At 61.7% G+C, this 20092-nt stretch carries 21 protein-coding genes; 13 read left to right on the top strand and 8 right to left on the bottom strand.

Annotated elements, in window-relative coordinates:
• Positions 1 to 223 precede the first annotated feature (223 nt).
• Genes AB6B39_RS14290 through AB6B39_RS14280 form a run of 3 tightly spaced genes read left to right on the top strand, consistent with a single transcriptional unit; the run spans position 224 to position 1881 of the window.
• The gene (locus tag AB6B39_RS14290) at positions 224 to 817 is read left to right on the top strand and encodes an HNH endonuclease (protein ID WP_284372605.1); all 594 of its coding nucleotides are present in this window, start codon (positions 224 to 226) and stop codon (positions 815 to 817) included.
• Complete coding sequence (locus AB6B39_RS14285; RefSeq protein ID WP_284372606.1) at positions 814 to 978, top strand: hypothetical protein; 165 nt, start codon at positions 814 to 816, stop codon at positions 976 to 978. Before AB6B39_RS14290 ends, AB6B39_RS14285 begins: the two co-directional genes overlap by 4 nt.
• 33 nt (positions 979 to 1011) lie before the next feature.
• Positions 1012 to 1881: a hypothetical protein gene (locus tag AB6B39_RS14280; RefSeq protein WP_284372607.1), complete on the top strand. Its 870-nt coding sequence runs from the start codon at positions 1012 to 1014 to the stop codon at positions 1879 to 1881.
• 7 nt (positions 1882 to 1888) lie between these two features.
• On the opposite strand, the gene AB6B39_RS14275 is transcribed toward AB6B39_RS14280, so the two are convergent.
• The gene (locus AB6B39_RS14275) at positions 1889 to 2314 is read right to left on the bottom strand and encodes a SufE family protein (protein WP_284372608.1); all 426 of its coding nucleotides are present in this window, start codon (positions 2312 to 2314) and stop codon (positions 1889 to 1891) included.
• 195 nt (positions 2315 to 2509) lie between these two features.
• Here AB6B39_RS14275 and AB6B39_RS14270 point away from each other — a divergent pair, with 195 nt between their 5' ends.
• Positions 2510 to 4132 (top strand): sensor histidine kinase, encoded by a 1623-nt coding sequence (locus tag AB6B39_RS14270; protein WP_284372609.1) that lies wholly within the window; start codon positions 2510 to 2512, stop codon positions 4130 to 4132.
• 5 nt (positions 4133 to 4137) lie between these two features.
• Here the strand turns inward: AB6B39_RS14270 and AB6B39_RS14265 are convergent, their stop codons facing one another.
• Entirely contained in the window at positions 4138 to 6690 is a 2553-nt protein-coding gene (locus AB6B39_RS14265; protein WP_284372610.1) for a hypothetical protein, read from the bottom strand.
• Between the two features lie 174 nt (positions 6691 to 6864).
• On the opposite strand from AB6B39_RS14265, the gene AB6B39_RS14260 reads away from it, so the two are divergent.
• Complete coding sequence (locus AB6B39_RS14260; RefSeq protein ID WP_284372612.1) at positions 6865 to 7281, top strand: DUF1491 family protein; 417 nt, start codon at positions 6865 to 6867, stop codon at positions 7279 to 7281.
• Here the strand turns inward: AB6B39_RS14260 and AB6B39_RS14255 are convergent.
• On the bottom strand, positions 7178 to 8629 hold the full coding sequence (locus tag AB6B39_RS14255; RefSeq protein ID WP_284372614.1) for an MATE family efflux transporter: 1452 nt from the start codon (positions 8627 to 8629) through the stop codon (positions 7178 to 7180). The genes AB6B39_RS14260 and AB6B39_RS14255 overlap by 104 nt on opposite strands.
• A gap of 132 nt (positions 8630 to 8761) precedes the next feature.
• Here AB6B39_RS14255 and AB6B39_RS14250 point away from each other — a divergent pair, with 132 nt between their 5' ends.
• Genes AB6B39_RS14250 through pstB form a run of 4 tightly spaced genes read left to right on the top strand, consistent with a single transcriptional unit; the run spans position 8762 to position 13123 of the window.
• Positions 8762 to 9811, top strand: coding sequence for a substrate-binding domain-containing protein (locus AB6B39_RS14250; protein WP_284372715.1), 1050 nt, complete (start codon positions 8762 to 8764; stop codon positions 9809 to 9811).
• Complete coding sequence (gene pstC, locus AB6B39_RS14245; protein WP_284372617.1) at positions 9808 to 11037, top strand: phosphate ABC transporter permease subunit PstC; 1230 nt, start codon at positions 9808 to 9810, stop codon at positions 11035 to 11037. Before AB6B39_RS14250 ends, pstC begins: the two co-directional genes overlap by 4 nt.
• Entirely contained in the window at positions 11034 to 12320 is a 1287-nt protein-coding gene (locus tag AB6B39_RS14240) for a PstA family ABC transporter permease (RefSeq protein WP_284372619.1), read from the top strand. The genes pstC and AB6B39_RS14240 overlap by 4 nt, the downstream gene beginning before the upstream one ends.
• Positions 12317 to 13123: a phosphate ABC transporter ATP-binding protein PstB gene (pstB, locus tag AB6B39_RS14235; protein ID WP_284372621.1), complete on the top strand. Its 807-nt coding sequence runs from the start codon at positions 12317 to 12319 to the stop codon at positions 13121 to 13123. Before AB6B39_RS14240 ends, pstB begins: the two co-directional genes overlap by 4 nt.
• Here the strand turns inward: pstB and AB6B39_RS14230 are convergent.
• A complete protein-coding gene (locus AB6B39_RS14230) occupies positions 13120 to 13800 on the bottom strand; it encodes a winged helix-turn-helix transcriptional regulator (protein ID WP_284372623.1) in 681 nt (226 codons plus the stop codon). The two genes, pstB and AB6B39_RS14230, sit on opposite strands and share 4 nt — an antisense overlap.
• 109 nt (positions 13801 to 13909) lie before the next feature.
• Between AB6B39_RS14230 and AB6B39_RS14225 the strand changes: the two genes are divergently transcribed.
• Positions 13910 to 14257 (top strand): DUF1428 domain-containing protein, encoded by a 348-nt coding sequence (locus AB6B39_RS14225; protein ID WP_284372625.1) that lies wholly within the window; start codon positions 13910 to 13912, stop codon positions 14255 to 14257.
• A gap of 3 nt (positions 14258 to 14260) precedes the next feature.
• Entirely contained in the window at positions 14261 to 14722 is a 462-nt protein-coding gene (locus AB6B39_RS14220) for a VOC family protein (RefSeq protein WP_284372627.1), read from the top strand.
• 27 nt (positions 14723 to 14749) lie between these two features.
• Here the strand turns inward: AB6B39_RS14220 and AB6B39_RS14215 are convergent, their stop codons facing one another.
• The 3 genes from AB6B39_RS14215 to AB6B39_RS14205 are packed head-to-tail and all read right to left on the bottom strand — an operon-like array spanning position 14750 to position 17604.
• Complete coding sequence (locus tag AB6B39_RS14215) at positions 14750 to 15637, bottom strand: SDR family oxidoreductase (RefSeq protein ID WP_284372629.1); 888 nt, start codon at positions 15635 to 15637, stop codon at positions 14750 to 14752.
• Between the two features lie 11 nt (positions 15638 to 15648).
• Positions 15649 to 16620: a Gfo/Idh/MocA family protein gene (locus AB6B39_RS14210; protein ID WP_284372631.1), complete on the bottom strand. Its 972-nt coding sequence runs from the start codon at positions 16618 to 16620 to the stop codon at positions 15649 to 15651.
• 9 nt (positions 16621 to 16629) lie between these two features.
• Entirely contained in the window at positions 16630 to 17604 is a 975-nt protein-coding gene (locus AB6B39_RS14205; RefSeq protein WP_284372633.1) for an ABC transporter ATP-binding protein, read from the bottom strand.
• Between the two features lie 111 nt (positions 17605 to 17715).
• Between AB6B39_RS14205 and AB6B39_RS14200 the strand changes: the two genes are divergently transcribed.
• Entirely contained in the window at positions 17716 to 17874 is a 159-nt protein-coding gene (locus AB6B39_RS14200) for a zinc-finger domain-containing protein (protein ID WP_371398770.1), read from the top strand.
• Complete coding sequence (locus AB6B39_RS14195) at positions 17875 to 18771, top strand: S-methyl-5'-thioadenosine phosphorylase (RefSeq protein WP_284372636.1); 897 nt, start codon at positions 17875 to 17877, stop codon at positions 18769 to 18771. It abuts the gene before it with no gap.
• Between the two features lie 252 nt (positions 18772 to 19023).
• Here AB6B39_RS14195 and AB6B39_RS14190 read toward each other — a convergent pair whose 3' ends face one another.
• Entirely contained in the window at positions 19024 to 20082 is a 1059-nt protein-coding gene (locus tag AB6B39_RS14190; protein WP_284372637.1) for a 5-(carboxyamino)imidazole ribonucleotide synthase, read from the bottom strand.
• Positions 20083 to 20092: the final 10 nt, after the last annotated feature.

The raw sequence follows: 20092 nt of genomic DNA, 5'->3' as shown, positions 1-20092 counted from the left end.
CTACCAAGCGCAGCCTGAATAAAGCATGAGTCGCGCTGACATCCGCCGTGTGACATTTGCCATGTGACGGGAATGCGACGTCCGGCGTCACAGGCCTGTGTCTTGTCACGCAGGTCCGATTCAGCCTATCGGGAAGACGAATCAACACGGAGCGTCCAGCCTTCAGTTATTCTGATGTAGATCGCAGCTGTCTCACCCGGCCCCTTAACTATGGAGGCCGCTCATGAGCGCGTCGCCCGTTTTGCCCAATGCCGTCGCCGCGGCTGTGCCCGTGTCATCCGGCAACTATCCCTGTCTGATCCTGAATGCGGACTATCAGCCACTATCCTATTTCCCGCTATCGCTCTGGTCCTGGCAGGACGCGATCAAAGCTGTGTTCCTGGAACGCGTCAATATCGTGGATCATTACGAACAATGCGTTCGCAGCCCGACATTCGAAATGCAGATGCCGTCCGTCGTCGCGCTCAAGGACTATGTGCCGCAAAACCGCTCGCCGGCCTTTACCCGGTTTAACCTGTTTCTGCGCGACGGGTTCGAATGCGTCTATTGCGGCTCGCCCGACGAACTCACTTTTGACCATGTGCTGCCGCGTCGTTTGGGCGGTAAGACCAGCTGGTCCAACATCGTTGCGGCCTGTTCGAGCTGCAATCTGAAGAAGGGTGGTCGCCATCCGAACGAGGCGCGCATGCATCCTCGCGTTAAGCCCCGTCGCCCATCCATGCATCAGCTACAGACGCAGGGTCGCCGATTCCCGCCTAACCATCTGCATGAAAGCTGGCTTGACTATCTCTACTGGGATGTTGAGTTAAAGGGATGAAAATCCATCCCTATGCCATTCTGCTCGGCGTTGCCATTGGTGGCATGAGCCTGTTCGCCCTGCGACATCCCATCTTCGCTGTCATGGCCGGTCTGATCGCCATCCTCGGCATCGACATGGTCATTCGCGTGAGGAAAGACTGGCCGAAAAAGCCAAAATAGGGATGCGGATTCGCCTCAGCTAGAAGGACGGGAATGCCGGGGGACAGCGAGAGTTTCACGCCCGAACGCGCCTATGCGCCATGGGAGATCAAGCCTGCGTTCGACTTCGGTCGGGTAATGTCCCGGACATTCAGTGGTTTGTTCCGCAATATCGTGCCCGTGCTTATAGCTGGACTGCTTATATCCTTATTGAGCGGCGTCACCCTGCTGGCGACGAGCATGATCACTGACACGGGGCCGGACGACACTTATCTGTCTGGTGTCGTTGGTCTTATGACCACATTGTATCTGATTTTCCTGGGCTGTCTCTATTACGGGTTTTGCATGGATGTCGCCTACCGGACCCTGATCGGTTATCCGGTCGGTTTGAAGGACTCGATGTGGCGGGCCTTGCCGCATGCGTTCCCGCTTATGGTGATCGCGTTCCTGTTCTGGACGGGGTTTTTTCTGGGCTATCTGGCGTTGCTGGTCCCCGCCCTCATACTGACGGCAGGCTGGGCGATCCCCGGGCCTGCCTATATGTTCGGCGGCGCCCCTATCCTCGGCTCCTTCGGCGAATCCTGGCGTCTGACCCGGGGTTATAAGTGGTGGGTCTGGCTGATTAACTTCGTCGTCGGACTGATCGCGCAGATTGGCGCGATTAGTCTCTTCATCCTGATTTTCATGGTGCTTGCGCTGTTTCAGCAAACGGATTTGACGACAGATCCCGAAGCAGAACTAAGCCAGGCTGAAGCTGCGTTCACATTCACCGCGACCCTGCTTTGTTTCAATCTGCTCGCGGGCCTTTATGCCTCGATGAAAGCGGCGATCTATTCGGAATGCGTTGATCTGCAGGATATGTGGGAACGCAACAGGGTGGGCCTGTCGAACGCGGAGAACGACGATCCTCCTGTGGTGATCTAAACAGCGGTTAACCCGCCCCCGCTTCGCGCTTGATCCGGGCGACCATGCTGCGCAGGCCGTTGGCGCGCTGAGTCGAGAGGTGTTCGGACAGACCGAGCGCATCGAAGAGCGCGTCCGTGTCGAGGTCACAGATCACCCGATCCGGCTTGTTTGAAAAGACCTGCGTGGCGATCGCGACAAGGCCGCGCACGATGTGGGCGTCCGAATCGCCGCGAAACACAAGCTGACCATCGCCATTGCGCGTGCTCGTCAACCAGACCTGCGAGGCACAGCCGCGAACCTTGTTGGCATCGATCTGGTCCGCTTCCGGTAGTGGATCCATGGCCTTACCCAGATCGATGACATGCATATAGCGCTCTTCCCAGCCGTCGAGGAAGGCGAAATCCTCGATCAGCTCGGCGACATCATCAGGCCAGTCGGATGCATCGGTCATCCCCGGCAGATAGGGGACCGAAAGGCTGAGAACAAGCGAGCGAACAGCCCTTTCTGCACGCATTCCGGGTCGGGTTGGCGGGGACATCCAGGCCGGGTGAGTGCTGCATGAAAGATTAGCCTGAAACGCGAATTCGCTCGCTCTGTGGCTGTAAAGCGCGCTTTGCAGGGGAGAATCTGCCGCTACGGGAGAAGAATGGATCAAGAGCTGGATATGTCGCTGGGCATGCGCCTGCTAGGACCGATGCTGATCTGGCTCGTGGTGATGATCGCAGGGGCCGGGGCTGGCTGGCTGGCTGGTGATGGTGCGCTGGCTATGGGCAAGGTCGCCATCGGACTGATGGTGCCGGCACTGCTGTCGCTTCTGCTGACGCCTGTCCTGCACCGTTTCTGGGCGCAGATCGTGCTGATCGCAATCTGGACCGGCTTTTGCGTCATGGTCACGCTGATCGGCGGACTCTGGCCGGTCGGGGTGGTTTTCCTCTGTATTCCCGCCATTGCGATGGTGTTTACCAAGGACCGGGTGATCGAAGCGCTGATCCTGGCGGCAATAGCGCTGATCGCCGCGTTCCTGGCGCTGGCTCTGGTTAATCTGGGCGGCTCGCCGATCAGCGAAACGCAGCGCGGCTATGTCGGGACTCTTGGCTTCGTTGGAACGATGGCGCTGACGATAACGGCGATGATTGCCGGAACCCATGGTCGGGACAGTGACGATACGCGCTCCGGGCGCGGGCCTTACGGTACATTGTGGCGACGCGGCGTGTCCGGCGGTCTGTTCGAGTTTGCACCGGACGGGTCGATGGTCGGCTCGAACCCCGAAGGCCAGATCCAGTTCGGTCTGCGCGGTGACAATGATCGCCCCAGCCTCGACGCACTGGTGCGCAATGCCGCCGCGCGTGAGGTCTTGCTGGAAACAGCCGCTACGGCCCGACGCCTCGATTCTCCCAATAGTGCACGGATCGCGCTCGATAGCGGTACGGCCAGCGAGGCGACGCTGGACGTCCATATTACACCGCTCGCATCGGGCGGTTTGCTGATACACGCGCTCGACCGAACAGATGATGCGGTGCGGATCGAGGCCCTGCGCCGCTCGCAGACGGTGGCAGAACATGATGCGCTCGAAAAGACATTGTTCTTTGCCGGCGTCAGTCACGAACTTCGAACGCCGCTCAATGCCATTATCGGTTTTTCCGACATGATGCGGTCGCGTTTGTTCGGCCCGCTGCCCAGTAAATATGCCGAATATGCGGACCTGATACATGATAGCGGACAATATATGCTGGACCTGATCGGCGATGTGCTGGATCTTTCCAAGGTCGAAGCGGGAAAATACACGCTGGTCACGGACACGTTCGATGTCAGCGATGTGGTTCGCAGCTCGGTCAAGATGATCCGCCCGTCAGCCGACGCCGCCGAAGTCGCGCTCGAAGCCAGCTTGCCGGATGAGGAACAGCTGCTGATCACCGCAGATCGCAAGGCGCTGCGTCAGATCCTGCTCAATCTGATGTCGAACGCCGTGAAATTCTCGCCCAAGGGCGGCACGGTGCTGGTCGAAGCACGGTCGCATCAGGGGCAGATGATCGTCCGGGTCACAGATGAGGGACCGGGCATGAGCGCGAGCGAAATTGCGCGGATTGGGCAGCCTTTTATTCAGGGGGCCTCCGGAAAATCCACTGAAACGCGCGGATCGGGGCTGGGCCTGTCGCTCGTCAAGTCTTTGGCCGAACTGCATGGCGGCCGTCTGGACGTGACAAGCGTTCCCGGCGAAGGAACCGATGCGCAAGTCGTCCTGCCACTCGGCGGTCCCGCCGCAGCCTAGATGATCTAATCAGTGCGGCCCGCGCGGCGCAGCACCAGACTTGTCAGCCCGCTCAGCAGCAAAAGCATCACGGCCAGAATGGCCGGGTGAAGCTCGCCCTCACGGGTCTGGAAGAAGTGTGCCCGGGTCCAGATATCGATCCGTGACAGCAATCCGCCGTCCATATGCGCCGGCAAGGCTCTGGGACCTGCGGCAGCACCCATCGTCGCCGCTTCGCTATGGGGTATCAGCGTGGTCTGGGTCGGATTGTTGGCCGGGGCTTGGTTCGGGGCAGAATCTGGGGCAGTTGCCGGACCATCTATCCGCGTACCCGGCTGCGGTTGGGCCACGGGCGATCGAGGTTTAGCCTGACGGGCCTGCGAGATTTCGCGCCAGCGCCGATGTATCCAGTCGCCGGCATCGCTAAGCTCGATATCGGGCAGATCGACGGCTGGCAGCGACAGGGTTCGTCCGGACGCGGTCGATTCCAACGCTTGGTTCGCCTGCAAGGCCGGGCCAGTGTCCGGTTCGGGCAGGGATAGGGGCGCTTGCGTGCTGACCACCGCATTGCCGGACCAGCGGGCCACACCGCCAGCCAGTCCGTTCCAGTTCAGCGGTCCCGACAAGGGGGCGAGGGCGGCGGCAAAGCTCTGATCCGGTGTATTCGTGATCAGGCCGACCAGGCGCGTATCGTCCAGCGGGAAGATCGCCGCCGTTCCGCCGGGACCGATCCGACCCACTGCGGGTGCAGTCTCACCGTTCAAGCGGGCATAGGCGGCCACGCGGTTGCGTCCTTCGACGGTTTCACCGCGCCACGCGGCCTTCATGGTACGCGGTGCCGCGCCCTTATAGGCCAAATCCAGCGTATGATAGGGTTCGATTACCAGATGGTGGCGAACCGTATCGTCCGTTCCCCCGCGGGAGAAATCCGCCGATGTCCAGCCGCGTCCATTGACCTTGGCCAGCTGCGCCACGACCCGCAGGGAGGCTTCATAGTCGGATGTCGTTTCCGGCAGAATGAAGACCGTGTTCGCGCCGTTCTGCGCCCCGAAGATCGAGCCATCCGCAGCCAGTCGCGACAGGTCCGTAGGGGCAGAGGGCGTATGACGTATCAGCTGCAGGGTCGACTGGCTGCCGATTGCGATAAAGGGATCGGACGTCGTGCAATGCGGCGCATCCCTGGCATCGACCGTCGTCAGGATCAGGCGATTTTCCGATCCGACCAGCATGCCTGGACGGATCGGGTAGGCGACGGTCCTGCGACGACCATTCAGCTTGGCCATGCCGAGATCGGCTCCGTTCAACCTTGCGGTCAGCTTGGCCCCGGCGGAGGTCCGGCTATCGCGCTTCAGATGCAGAACAAGCTCGCCATGCGTCGCTTCCGGATCGGAAACGTCGAACGCGTAGGTGCGGACGGTGCCCGTTTCCACGGACAGGGCCGTCAGGCGGATCGCGCCATCGATGCGTCTGCGATCGGAATCGAGCGGGCTTTGCACCAGAATATCGGCAGGCGTGACCTTGGTCGTGCGGGACTGCGGCAGTGAGGCCGTCGCGAAAGCGCTGATAGCACGCAAGACATCGTCAGCCGTATCGCCCGTCATATAGAGCCGGGTCGGATGTTCCTGTGACAGGAACAGCGCGGGTCCGGTGCCGCTCATCACGTCAGCATCCGTGGTCAGCAGGCTGATATCGTCCAGTGCGGCGAGTTCCAGGCGCGTTGCCATGACGAATTCGAAATCCGTGTCGACCGATTCCGTCCTGAAGTCCGGAATATCTGCCATTCGCAGCGCCAGGCCTTGCGCGGCCAATGCCTGATAGCGGGTCGCCATCGGGCCGTTTGCGATCAGGCCGACGGTCTGTGGCGCAAAGGCATGTCCCGAGAGGCGGGCCTCCAGATCGTGCATGCTCAGACCATCACCATCGGAGCGGGCCCGCAGATCCAGTCGCGAGGCCCGGAGGTCGATAGAGAAACCGCCCGATTTAGGATGTGTCGTCTGTGCGTGACCGGCTTCGCACCCGGACAGAAATCCGATCCGTAGTTCATTGCCACGTGCCCGCGCCCGCTTTGGATCGAGAGTGATGGTCGTAGTGCCGTCCGGATCGACCGAATGATGGACGCCGTTATTGAATTGCAGCGTCAGCGGTCCATCAGGCGTTCCAGCGTCAAGTGGCGTGACGGATAGCGAGAGCTGCAGCGTTTCGATGCGATCGTTCGGGCTCAGATCGAAACGCAGCACCTGTTCCGATCGCCGCCAGTCCAACGTCATGATCCGGTCATCGTGATGCAGGGCCTGCAGAGTGGTTGCGTAGTCGCGCGGCAAGATTTCGGTCGGCGCGATGGGGGTTTCGACGGGCTCTATATTCAGTGCATTGACCTGATCGGCCGGCGTGTCCGGGGCGAGGGCAGGAACGGCCTGCGTGACAGCAGCCTGTGTGACAGTGGCCTGTAGAGGTTGCGGTGTCGATGTCGGTGTTGTCGGCGTCGGGCCCTGTGCCGTCTGCGCAACCGCCAGCGGTGCTGCCAGTGGCAGCATCAGCGCAGAGCTGATAAGCAGTAGGCGGAGGCAGGTGCGGTTCATCTTGGGAAGCCCGGGTTCGATACAGGCTTGTGAAAGCAAGGCCCATGCCAGACATGGCCTGTCAGGAGAAGGCAATCGCAGTGCTTCGCCCAATACGGGATTTGTCGTCAGGGGCGGCGGTGGCGACGCTCAGGCCGGAATTGATCGCGCGGAAACGCTTTGCAGGAGATGCAAATGCCACAGCTAAAGACGGGAATCTGGGTCGATGCCCTGATCCGGCGCGCGCAAGTCGCCGGCGCCTATGCCTGCGTCGTGATGCGGGGCGACCGGGATGCGGGCAGCGTACTGGTCACGGTGCGCAGTCGCGCGGGTCTGTCGCTATTCACGCCCGAACGCGACATGCAGGGGGAGCGCGTGTGGCGGGAAGACCGTCTGGACGAAGCGGCGCTCTATGCCCGCATTGCCGCGCGTCGGGATTTCGACCCCGACCTGATGGTGGTCGAGATCGAGGACCGGGAGGGGCGTCATTTCATCGATGAGGGTGTGATCAGGCGGGATTCAGATCCGGCGAGTCCTGATCCGGCTGACGCAACTCAGGCGGACGCGGCGGCACACGCAGCCGCTGTAAAAGCCTTATTCCGAGACCGATAAAGGCCGCCATCAGTCCGGACATCAGGCCGTACCAGACGCCGTTCGGCCCAAACTCGGTATAGAAGCCGAGATAATAGCAGAGCGGGAAGCCGATCACCCAGAAGCTGACGCCCGTGATGATCATCGGGGCCGTCACATCCTTCAGACCTCGCAGCAGCTGATTGGCGACCAGCTGCGTCGCGTCGAAAATCATGAAGGCTGCGGCAATGGGCAGGAATGTAAGGATGAACGCAATCGTGGCCGCGTTTTCGGGGTCGTTCGGACGCATATAGATATGCGCGATCTGTGTCGGGAGTAACGTGACCAGAAGGGCGATCACGGCCATGCCGCCCACGGCGGCGACCATGGTCGTCTGCGCCGCACGCTGCCTCGCCTCGGCATCGCCCGCCCCTTCGGCCAGACCGATCCGCGTCGCTCCGGCCATGGCCAAACCCCAAGGTAGCATGAACGCCATCGCCGCCACATTGAGCGCGACCTGATAGGCGGCCAGCTGATGCACCCCGATCGCCCCCATGACGAGCGCGGCGGCATTGAACAGCATGCCTTCGAACAAGGTCGTCACGCTGATCGGCCAGCTCAGCCGCACAAGTTCGCCGAAGCGGTCGCGGTCGAATGTCAGCAGGTTGCGGAAAACATCGAACTGACGCCCATCCCGGTCCAGCGATACATAGCTCGCCATCATTACGAAGCAGAGGCAGTAGGAAATGGAGCTGGCAATTCCAGCCCCGATCAGTCCCAGCGCGGGCGCACCGAGTAGCCCGAATATCAGTACCGCATTCAGGCCCGCATTGATGAGCACGCTGAACGTCACCAGCACGAGCGGCACCATCGTCTTGTTCAGTGTTGCGAGGAAATTTCGCAGTACCATGACGCCGAGCGCGAAAGGCAGGCCGGGTGCCAGCACCAGCACATAGTCCTGAGCCATGCGCGAAATCTCCGGATCCTGGCCAAAGAAGATCAGCACGTCCTCGGCGAACAGCAGAAAACCGAACATCGGAACGGTCAGCAGAGTCACGAGCCACAAGGCCATGCGGACACTGCGTCTCGCGTCGCGGCGCGCATCCAGGCCGGGCTTGCCGATAGTTGTGCCGATAGACTGGCTGACCATGGGCGTGACGGCGCTGACCGGACCTGCGCCGATCATCCAGAGCAGGAAATAGATCACTGTGCCGATCGCGGCTGCGGCGAGCGCGTCCGTCCCGACGCGTCCAATCATGATCGTGTCGATTGTGTAGATTGAAAACTGGATGATCTGGGTAAGCGCCATCGGTCCGCCCAGAACCAACAGGGCGATCATTTCACCGCGCCAAGTGCGCGGTAAAGCGTTCGGTATGGCGTTCACCGTCATGGCGCGCGCCCCTGCGCCTTTCAGGCGCAGCTGTAAAGTCTTGGCTTTGCAGGCGGACGCTAGGCTGGGCGGTTGCCAATCGGGATCAAAGCCATCAGGAGACCGAAGCGAAGGGAGTGGCGCTTGGCTGACATGATGCGACAGCAATGGGCCGGATTGATGGGGCTTGCCATGGCGAGCGGGTTGATTCTGACGGGCTGCCTCGACGCCCGGACGGATCCTGTGCGCGTGGTCGGATCGTCAACTGTCTTCCCCTTTGCCGCGCGGGCAGCGCAAAGTTATTCGGAGCGCACAGGCATCCGCATGGTCGTCGAACAGACGGGCAGTGGCGGTGGACATAAGCTGTTTTGTTCCGGCGATCCTTCGATCGATGCAACGACATCCTCGCGGCGTCAGAAACCATCGGAAACGGCTCTGTGTCTGCGCAACGGCGTGGCCCCCGTCATCGAACTCAAGCTGGGCTATGACGGGATCGTACTCGCCCGGGCCATTGATGCGGCGCCGATGCAACTGACGGTCGGAGACCTCTACCAGGCGCTGGCGCGCGACCTGCCGACATCGGACACAGACTGTACGCCGCAGCGCAATCCCTATCGGCGCTGGTCCGAAATCGATCCGTTGCTGCCGGATGATCGGATCGAAACCTACGGCCCGCCGCCCACGTCAGGCACTCGGGACGCTTTCGTCGAAACGGCAATGGAAGCGGGCGCGCGAACCTTTGCCTGCATGGCCGAACTGGAAAGCGAGACGCCAAACCTGTTTCGCGCCCGCGCTCATGCCTTGCGCGAAGACGGCTACTGGGTCGATGCAGGCGAGAACGACAATGCGCTGATCCGAACCCTGTCCAACACGCCCAGCGCATTGGGCGTGTTCGGCTTTTCCTTTCTGGATCAGAATGCCGACAAGGTGCGCGGTATTCCGATTGGCGGCATCAGCCCCTCGGCGGAGAATATCCGCAACGGAGCCTATCCGGTCGTCCGCGATCTCTATCTCTATCTGCGCGCCGACGGCGGGGCGGATGTTGCCGGCTACGCGCTGGAAATCACATCCGAGGAAGCCGCCGCCATGGGTGGCTATCTGGAAGAGATCGGCCTGATTCCGCTCTCCGACAGCGAACGCCACCAGATGCAGGAGCGGCTCGCGACAATGACGCCAACCCCCCGGAATGGGGACGCGCCATGATCGACCCGGTCCCGGTCTATCTAATGCTGATTCTCGGCGCGCTGATGCTGGCCGGGTACAGGCTCGCCCATGGCCGGGCCCTGCGCCTGATACAGGCCGCCAATGAACGCCCCCGGGCGCAGCCGCGCCATCATGCGCGGCTCACCGCCGTCATGACCGGGCTAACCGGCCTCGCGATCCTGCTGGCGGGTTGGCTGTGGCGGGGACCGGATCCCGGCATGCTGTTCGACGCCGTCTGGCTCGCCGCTCTTATCACGGGAACGACCTTGTCCAGCGTCTTGGCGATGAGCTGGGTCGAACCGGATTTCGGCGCACGCGTTCATGTCGAGCGGCTTGCGGAAACCGCCCTTATGCTGTTGTCGCTCGTCGCCGTGATGACCACGATCGGCATTATCGCCTCGCTTGTGTTCGAAGCGACCCTTTTCTTCCGGGACGTGTCCGTGGCGGAATTTCTGTTCGGGACGCAATGGTCGCCGCAGACGGCGATCCGGGCTGGACAGGCAGGGCAGAGCGGTGCCTTCGGGGCAGTGCCTGTCTTTGCCGGAACATTTCTGATCACCGGGATCGCCTTGCTGGTGGCTGGTCCTATTGGTCTGATGGTGGCCATCTATCTGTCAGAATATGCATCCGTGCGCACGCGCGCCATCGTCAAACCGGCGATCGAAGTGCTGGCGGGCATTCCGACCGTCGTCTACGGCTTTTTCGCCCTAATCAGCGTCGGCCCGGCGATTCGCCAGTTCACGGCATTGATGGGGGCTGATGTGCCAACCCAGTCGGCACTGGCGGCGGGGCTGGTCATGGGGGTGATGATCATTCCGCTGGTCAGCTCGCTTTCGGACGATGTGATCCGGGCGGTACCGCAGGCGTTGCGCGACAATTCCACAGCGCTTGGCGCGACCAAGTCGGAAACGTTGACCCGTGTTGTGCTGCAAAGCGCCTTGCCCGGCATTATTGGAGCCTTCCTGCTGGCCGTGTCGCGCGCCATCGGCGAAACCATGATCGTCGTGATGGCGGCAGGCCGTGCCGCGAACCTCAGCGCCAACCCATTCGAGGCTGTCACAACTGTCACGGTTCAGATCGTGGCCCTGCTGACAGGGGATCAGGTGTTTGACAGTCCGCGGACACTGGCCGCCTTTGCCCTCGGCCTAGTCCTGTTCGTGATCACCTTATTACTGAATATTGGCGCGCTTGGTGTCGTCAATCGCTACCGGGCGCGCTTTTCATGACCGGGCGCGGGCTGACAGGTGACGACCCGGCGATGATGCGTAGGCTGCGAAGGCGCCGCGCTGCGGAAAGCCGGTTCCGCCTCTATGGGCGGCTCTCCATCCTGATCGCCTTGGCGGCGTTGGGCTGGCTTCTCCTGTCGATCATGATGACCGGATTGTCGGCCTTTACCCAGTACTGGGTCACGCTCGACCTTGAGGTCACCGCCCCATTGGCGGATGAAGACCGCAATGACAGGCGTGTCCTGGCGGATGCGCTGGCATCGCGACTGGACGCCCCGCGTGACGATGCCAGCCGCGCGGAATTATTGCAGATCATATCCGCCTCTGCGGCCACGCGCGCTATTCGCAGCCAATTTGCTGACAATCCGGCGACGATGGATCCGCGCACGCTCAGTCTGCGTATTCCGCTCTCCGATCTGTCGGACCAATTCCTTAAAGGGCATATCGATCCGGCCCTGCCGCGTGGCGAACGCAAGATTACGGACCGACAGATCGGGTGGATCGACCGTCTCGCCGATGAAGGCCGGATCGCGCCACGTTTCAACCGCGCTCTGTTCGTCAATCCTGACAGTCGGGACCCGGAACGCGCCGGCATGGCAACAGGCATTATCGGCTCGGTCATGATCCTGATGATTGCCAGCGCGCTCGCCCTGCCGATCGGGGTCGGCGCGGCTATCTATCTGGACAGTTTTGCGCCGCGCACGGGCTGGGGCGGGCGTCTGACCCGCGTGGTCGAGGTCAATATCAACAATCTTGCGGCGGTGCCCTCCATCGTGTTCGGATTGCTGGGTCTTGCTGTCTTCATCAATGTGTTCGGGCTGGCCCGTTCGATTGCATTGGTGGGCGGTCTGGTTCTGGCGCTGCGCATGTTTCCGACCATCGTGATCGCGTCCCGCGCCGCGCTTCAATCCGTCCCGGACGGCGTCACGGATGCAGCGCTCAGCCTCGGTGCGTCGAAAATGCAGGCCGTCTTCGGTCACAAGGTCCAGATCGCCGCCCCCGGAATCCTGACCGGGTCCATCATCGGCATGGCGCAGGCGCTGGGCGAAACCGCGCCGCTGCTGATGATCGGCATGGTCGCTTTCGTCACCGAAATTCCGGCCTCGCCAACCGATCCCGCGACCGCCCTGCCGGTTCAGATCTTTCTTTGGTCCGGCTCGGCGGAAACCGCCTGGGCCGAACGGACATCGGCAGCCGTCATGGCGCTGCTGGTGGTGCTGATGATCATTAACGGGTTGGCGATCGTGATGCGTGAACGTCTGCAGCGACGGAGGAAACTGTGATCATCCGGTCCGATCGAAATCGTCCATCCGGACAGGCGGCCCCCAAGCCGCTCAAATTCCGTTGTCGCGACGTGTCCCTGCATTATGGGGACTTCCGCGCGCTGAACGGGATCGACATTGATATTGCGGATTACAGCGTGACCGCGTTGATCGGCCCATCCGGCTGCGGCAAGTCCAGCCTGCTACGCATCTTCAACCGGATGAACGATACGATACCGGGCGCGCGGGTCAGTGGGACGATCCAGATGGACAATACGGATATTTACGGGCCCGACATCGATCCCGTCCTGCTGCGCGCGCGGGTCGGCATGGTGTTTCAGAAGCCATCGCCCTTTCCCCGCTCCGTCTACGAGAATGTCGCCTATGGTCCGCGTCTTCACGGTCTGACGCGCAACCGGACGGAGCTCGACGTCATGGTCGAGAACAGCCTGCGCCGCGCAGGCCTGTGGGATGAGGTCAAGGACAGGCTCTCCATGCCGGCGCCTGGCCTGTCGGTCGGTCAGCAGCAGCGCTTGGTGCTGGCGCGAGCGCTTGCGATAGAACCGGATGTGATCCTGATGGACGAACCCGCCAGTTCGCTCGACCCGATCGCAACGGCGCGGCTGGAAGCGCTGATCGAGGAGCTCAAGACCCGCTACTGCATCATCATCGTCACTCACAGCATGGCACAGGCGGCGCGCATTTCGGACCGGACGGCCTTTCTGCATCAGGGCGAACTGATCGAATTCGACCAGACCGACCGCCTCTTCACCAACCCGACCGATACGCGCACACAGGACTATATTACGGGCCGGTTCGGCTAGTCCCTGGTGACTGAACAGGTTTCAGGGGCTGTCGGGGGCAGCGGGAAGAGCGTGACGAATTTGTGCAGGACGGCCTCCTCACCCGTTATGGTCAGGCCTGCGGCTCTGGCTTCATCCAGGCTCATCTCGCCGTAAACGATCCCGGCGACGAGATTGGGGTCGCCGTCCATATGGACGTCGGGATCGATGGCTTTGCCCAGCTCGATCGATAACTCACCGGCCTCGATACGAATTCTGTGCGCCAGACCGTTCATGACCAGTGACAGGCTCGCCTGCATGGACCCCGCCCGTTCCGGATCGAACATGGTGCGGAATGACAGCATGATTGAAGCCGGGCTCATCGGTTTTCCGGCGATCAGTCCGGGCGAGCGAGCGGCCCAGCGGCCCAGCTCCTGGATCAATGGCTCCAGCGCCAGACCCCAGGGCGTTAACTCATAGACCCATGCCGGTGCGGGCGGGGGCAATTGCCGACGGATCAGGATGTGTGTCGTCTCGAGATCGCTCAGACGGTTGGTCAGAATATTGGTGCTGATACCCGGCAGGGCGGCACGCAGATCGCTGAAGCGTTTGGGGCCGGGTACCAGTTCGCGAACGATCAGAAGGGCCCAGCGCTCTCCGATCAGGTCGAGCGCATGGGCCGTCGCGCAGCCATCATCATAGGGTTTCTTACGCGCCATATGATTTTGAGTTTCTAATTGAAATTATCAAGTTGCTTTTTTGAACTATATGCTTCATCGACTTCATAGCTGGCCTATTCCGGGCCGTTTGTCACGAAGAGGATATCCTATGAGCTACATCGATGGGGTCGTCGCGGCCGTTCCGACTGTAAATAAGCAGGCTTATCTGGATCATGCCAAGGCCGCCGTCACCGTGTTCAAACGGCACGGCGCGTTGTCCATGGTCGAATGCTGGGGTGACGATATTCCGGAAGGAAAGATCAACTCCCTCCATACGGCGGTGCAGCGCAAGGATGACGAGACGGTTGTCTTCTCCTGGATCGTCTGGCCGTCCAAGACGGTGCGCGACGAAGGGTGGGAAAAGATCATGACCGATCCGGACATGGTGGATAACGAGATGCCGTTCGATGGCAGCCGGATGATATTCGGTGGCTTTGACGTGCTGCTGGAAGCGTAGGCCGTGAATTTCGCAGCCAAAGTCCGCACATGTCTGTCGCTGCAATCTGAAGCGGAAGAGGCGGCGCGCTTTTATGTCAGCCTTTTGCCGGATAGCGAGATCGAGCAGATCGTCAGACCCGGTCCGGACGGGCCGGTGCTGGTCGTGGAATTCCGGCTTGGCGGTGCGCCCTTCATGACATTGAACGGCATTGCCGAACCCGTCTCAACCCAGATGCACTCGATCTCGGTTCTGACAGAGGATCAAGCCGAAACGGATGATCTGTGGGCAAAGCTGACGGAAGGGGGCGAGGCGCGCCAATGTGGCTGGCTGGTCGATCGGTTTGGCATGCACTGGCAGATCGTTCCGAAAGCCCTGCCGCAGCTACTCAGTCAAGGCGGCCCCGCCGCAGGCCGCGTTCAGGCCGCCATGATGGCGATGGGAAAGATCGATATTGCCGAACTGGAGCGCGCCGCCGCTGAATAGGCCCGGATAATACCGGGGGAGGCGTTCTTAGCTCCCGAAATCATAGGTTCCCAGAAATCGTTCCACCACATCGTCGCGCTGTTTCAACCCTGTCGGATCAGCCTGGGTCTTGCGGGCTGTGAACGCTTCCGACCAGTCGCTCGTGCGGGTGCGCAGCGGGGGCTGGCCGGCACTCATCACGTCCATGACGATATCGGCGACTGCGTCCGCGCTCTGATAGGCGAAGCTGCCAGGGTCGTCTGAGCTTTCCGCCCGGCTCTGCGCGCCGCCAATATAGGCTTCGAGCAACGGTTTATATTCATCGTCGAGCATGCCGCCGGATTGGGCAAAATGGGCCAGCGCATTATCCGCAAACGCCGTATTGATGCCGCCCGGCTCAATCAGGCTGAAATGGATGCCGAAGGCCGGTCCGACATAGGACGCCAGGCTTTCCGTATAACCCTCAACGGCAAATTTGGCTGCGCAGTAGAAATCGTTGAAGGGTTGACCGACCAGCCCGCCGACGGATGAGATATTGATGATCCGTCCTGACCGCGTCTCGCGCATGCCGGGCAGAACGGCTTTGGTCATGCGCACGACACCGTAATAATTGACGTCCGTGATCCATTGCAGCTCGGCATCGCTGGCCTGCTCCGTGGTGCGCAGCTGGGCCGCGCCGGCATTGTTGATCAGCACGTCGATCCGGCCATGATCGTTCAATACGCCGGCGATGCAGGCATCGATGCTGGTCTGATCGGTCACGTCGAGCATGCGAACATCCGCCGTCACACCGGCCTCTGTGAGCGCCGCGTCGATTTGCCCGCGCTTGTCGAGATTTCGCATGGTTGCCACGACGGTGTGGCCCGCCTGCGCGGCCTTCACGCTCATCGCAACGCCCAGCCCTGTCGAGCATCCGGTAATCAGTACTGTGCTCATCTGTGTCCCATTCATCTCTGTCCTAGGCCGCTGGCGTCATAAATGGCGTCGATCGCGCGCATCTGCTGCACGGCTGAGGCCGCATCGGTCAAGGGCTGAACGCCCATGCCGAGGCTCATGATCAGATGGGCGAGTTGCGCGTCATAAGTCGTGATTGTGCGCCAGCGCGTGTGATCCGCATCCGTCACCATTCCCTGCGGCCCGGTGATCCGGCAGCCACGATAAGGGTGAACCGGATTGTCCATACGCACCGTGCCGCCTGAGCCGATGACTTCGAAATAGTTGAGGCGCTCAATCCCTTCACTCATGTCGCTGCTAATTGTCGCCGTCAGACCGTCACCGAAATCGAGTTCGGCTTCCATGAACAGGTCGATGCGCGGCTGGCCTTCGGTCGCGAGGGCCCGGATCACGGTCGGCTCGCCCTCCGCCAGCGTCCGCGCGATCTGCAGCGGGTAGGTGCCCAGATCCATCAGCCCGCCGCCGCCCAGCGCGGCAATATGACGGAGCGCGTCGGGCTGGTACGGGATGGTCGCGTGAAAGCGGCCTTCCAGGCGGGTGAGCGGACGGACCGCGTCCACCCATTGCAGGAACAGGCCGAAGGCGGGGTGATAACGGTGATGAAACGCTTCCATGATCACGCCGGGCAAGGCAGCAATCGCTTGCGCCTCGGCGGCATTCATGGCGAAGGGTTTTTCGATCAGCTGGACCTTGCCCATGGCGGCGCGGGCCGTTTCCAGATGCAGGCTTGGCGGCAGCGCATTATGGATGATGTCAATATCGTCGCGCGCGCAAAGCCCGGCATAGCTCCCACACACGTCCGCCTCTGGCACGCCATGTTCAGCGGCGTAGACGCGCCCGCGCTCGACATCCCGGCAGGCGATGGCGGCAATGGTACAGTCTGCGCGCTTTAGTGCGGGCGCGATGATAGACTTAGGCGCAATCCGCGAGGCCCCCAGCAAGCCGATGCGATAGTTGGGCGGCACTAGCCTGCCCTACGCCGCGACACCGTCACTGCCATAGGTCAGCTGCAGGAAGACATCTTCCAGATCGGGTTGATCCGTGCGCAGATCGTCGATGCTCAGCCCGGCATCCTTGACCCGGTTCATCAGTCCCGTGACTGAATCCTTGCCCTTCTGATAGGTGATGATCAGATTACCGTCTTCTAGCGCGGCGTCGAGATCGGACAGACTGTCCGGCACGGCGGACAGCGCCTCGGCGGGCGTGATCACGAGGATACGCCGATCCATCCGGGACAGCAATGTATCCTTGCTTTCATTGGCGACGATGCGGCCATGGTGGATGATCGCGATCTGATCGCAGAGCGCTTCGGCTTCTTCGAGATAATGCGTTGTCAGGATCACGGTCGTGCCGCGCGCATGCAGCTCCTGCACATAGTCCCAGAGCTGGCGGCGCAGCTCGATATCGACACCCGCCGTCGGTTCGTCGAGGATCAGGACGGGCGGATTATGCACCAGGGCCTTGGCGATCAGCAGGCGGCGTTTCATCCCGCCTGAGAGTTGCCGTACATAGGCGTCGCGCTTATCCGCCAGACCCAGCGCGTCGAGAATTTCCATCGTCCGGCGTTCAGACTTCGGCACACCATAATAACCGGCTTGCAGTTCCAGCGCATCATAGGGCGTGAAAAACACATCCATGGCGATTTCCTGCGGCACGATACCGATCGAGGCGCGGGCCTGTCGCGTCTGGCGCTCTATGTCATAGCCCATGATCCGCGCCGTGCCGGACGATTTGTTGACCAGACCGGCCAGGATGTTGATCGCCGTACTTTTGCCCGCGCCGTTCGGACCCAGCAGGCCGAAAATACTGCCGCGTGGAATCGTCAGGTCGATGCCGTGCAGAGCGGTCTTGGCCGGGGCCTTGCGCGACGCCTTATAGGTTTTCTTCAGGTCGATCAGTTCGATCGCAGCTGTGTCGTGCGCGGGCGCATGTTGAGGCTTGTCTGACATGGGGCGGAGGCTTAGACGCGTGAGCGCGTAACGACAAGGATCGGCCCGGACATGGTTTCCAAGAATATTTCGCCCACACCCCGCCTCGAAGACACGGAAAACGATGTCGTGATGACGGGCAGCAAGCGCGTCAGATGCGACGGTGGCGGCGGTGCGCTGGGCCACCCTGTGACCTGGCTCGATATGGGCGAAGACGATTTCGTGATCTGCAAATATTGCGACCGCGTCTTCAAGCTCGATCCGATTGCGCCGATCGGCGGGCATCACTAGATGTCCCAATGGGTGCTGGGCATTCTCGGCGGCTCTGGTCTTTACGATATTGACGGGCTCGAAAACGAACAATGGATCGCCATCGATACGCCCTGGGGCGCGCCGTCAGATGATATTCTCTTTGCCGACTATAAGGGCGTCAGTCTGCGCTTCCTGCCGCGTCATGGGCGCGGCCATTCACTAACGCCAACGACCGTCAATTACCGCGCCAATATCGATGCGCTCAAACGTGCGGGATGCACAGATGTGCTGTCGCTCAGCGCCGTCGGGTCCCTGCAGGAAGCCTATGCTCCCGGGGATTTTGTCGCCGTCAACCAGTTCATCGACCGGACATTTGCGCGGGAAAAAAGTTTTTTCGGTCCCGGCTGCGTAGCTCATGTCTCTGTCGCCGATCCGGTCTGCCCGCGCCTGTCGGGTCTGGCGACGGACGCGGCACAGGCGGCTGGCGCGACGGTACACCGGGCGGGGGATGGCGACCATCTGACCTATCTGGCCATGGAAGGCCCGCAATTCTCGACCAAGGCGGAAAGCGCGCTCTATCGGCAATGGGGCTGCGACGTGATCGGCATGACCAACATGCCCGAAGCCAAACTCGCCCGCGAAGCCGAACTGCCCTATGCGACCCTGGCCATGGTGACGGACTATGATTGCTGGCATCCGGATCATGGCAGCGTCGATGTCGCCAGTGTCATCGCTATCCTGCAGCAGAATGCGAAAACCGCCGCCAATACGGTCAGGACCCTCTGCGAAACGCTCTCCGGCACCCCCCGGACCGCCTGCGCCGCCGGCATCGAAACCAACCTCGACGTCGCCATCATCACCCCGCCGGATGCGCGCGATCCGGAACTGGTGGCAAAGCTCGACGCAGTCGCAGGACGGGTCCTGCGGCAGGGTTAAGAGCGGGCTGAACTCGTTTATAACTTTCAGAACGGCTTATCGCCTACCGGTGCATCTAACCGAGAGGGTTGCGAGATAGGCCGACCGATGAAGCCTCCGGGACCTACGAAACAGCCAGACCGCAGACCGCAGACTGCATTCCATTCCGCTAGGTTCCGGTAATGAAAGCCAAGGGCAGATGGATGGGGCGGGAGAATTGGGTGATGTGGAAGCGAGGGGCTGGGTAAAGGGCTCGACACTGGGACCGAACGGTCAGAGGCGGCGATTCACATGGCCCATTTTCCGCCCGTCGCGCATCTCAGTCTTGCCGTAAAGATGAATGCGGGCCGAGGGGTCATGGGCGAGGACGTCCCAGCTTTGGGCGTCCGTTCCGATCAGATTGGTCATCTGAACGGGCCAGGCCGGGGTGGTGTCACCGAGCGGCCATCCGGCGACGGCGCGAATATGCTGTTCGAACTGATCGGTGCAGCCCGCATCCTGGGTCCAGTGGCCGCTATTGTGAACGCGCGGGGCGATTTCGTTGACCAGCCAGCCTTGTGGCGTGTCGAACAGTTCGACGCCAATGACGCCAACATAATCAAGCGCGTCGACAATGGTGCGGGCGATCCGGCTTGGCGTGCCGTCGTCACCCGCCGCAGGGGCGGTCGAGCTGTGCAGAATATGATCCCGGTGAACATTCTCGGTCAGCGGCCAGGCCTTGACGTCGCCTTGCGGATTGCGCGAACAGATCACGCTGGCTTCGCGGGTGAAATCGACGAAGCCTTCCAGAATCAGGTCAAAAGCGCCAAGCGCTTCCCAGACCGGAACGATATCGGATTCGTCGCGGATCACCGCCTGACCCTTGCCGTCATAGCCGCCGCGCCGTGTTTTCACCACGCAGGGCAGGCCGAGAAACTGGATCGCCCGACGCATGGCGTGGATGCTGTCGCCCGCTTCCCGGAACGGGGCAACGGACACGCCCGGCAGGCCCGATAGAAATGTCTTCTCCAGCAGCCGGTCCTGCGCCGTGCGCAAGGCATTCAGGTTGGGCGCGATCGGCTTGCCCGCCCCGGCCAGTTCGACGGCGCGAAGCGGGATCGATTCCCACTCATAGGTGATGACGTCGCAGCTCGCGCCGAAGCGGGCGAGCGCCGCCTCATCATCATAGGCGGCCTGGGTATGATGGGTCGAAACCTGTCCGGCAGGGTCGCTGTCGCAGGGGCCGTAACTATGGGTTTTCAGGCCCAGCCGGGCCGCGGCAAGCGCCAGCATGCGACCCAGCTGTCCGCCGCCGAGAATGCCGATCGTGGATCCGGGAGGGAGGGGCGTCATGGGGATCTCG

It is taken from the genome of Algimonas porphyrae (assembly GCF_041429795.1).
In the GTDB taxonomy this organism is placed as follows: Bacteria; Pseudomonadota; Alphaproteobacteria; order Caulobacterales; family Maricaulaceae; genus Litorimonas; species Litorimonas porphyrae.
The sequence above is the reverse complement of the archived record's forward strand: the minus strand, read 5'-3'. Positions and strand labels throughout refer to the sequence as shown.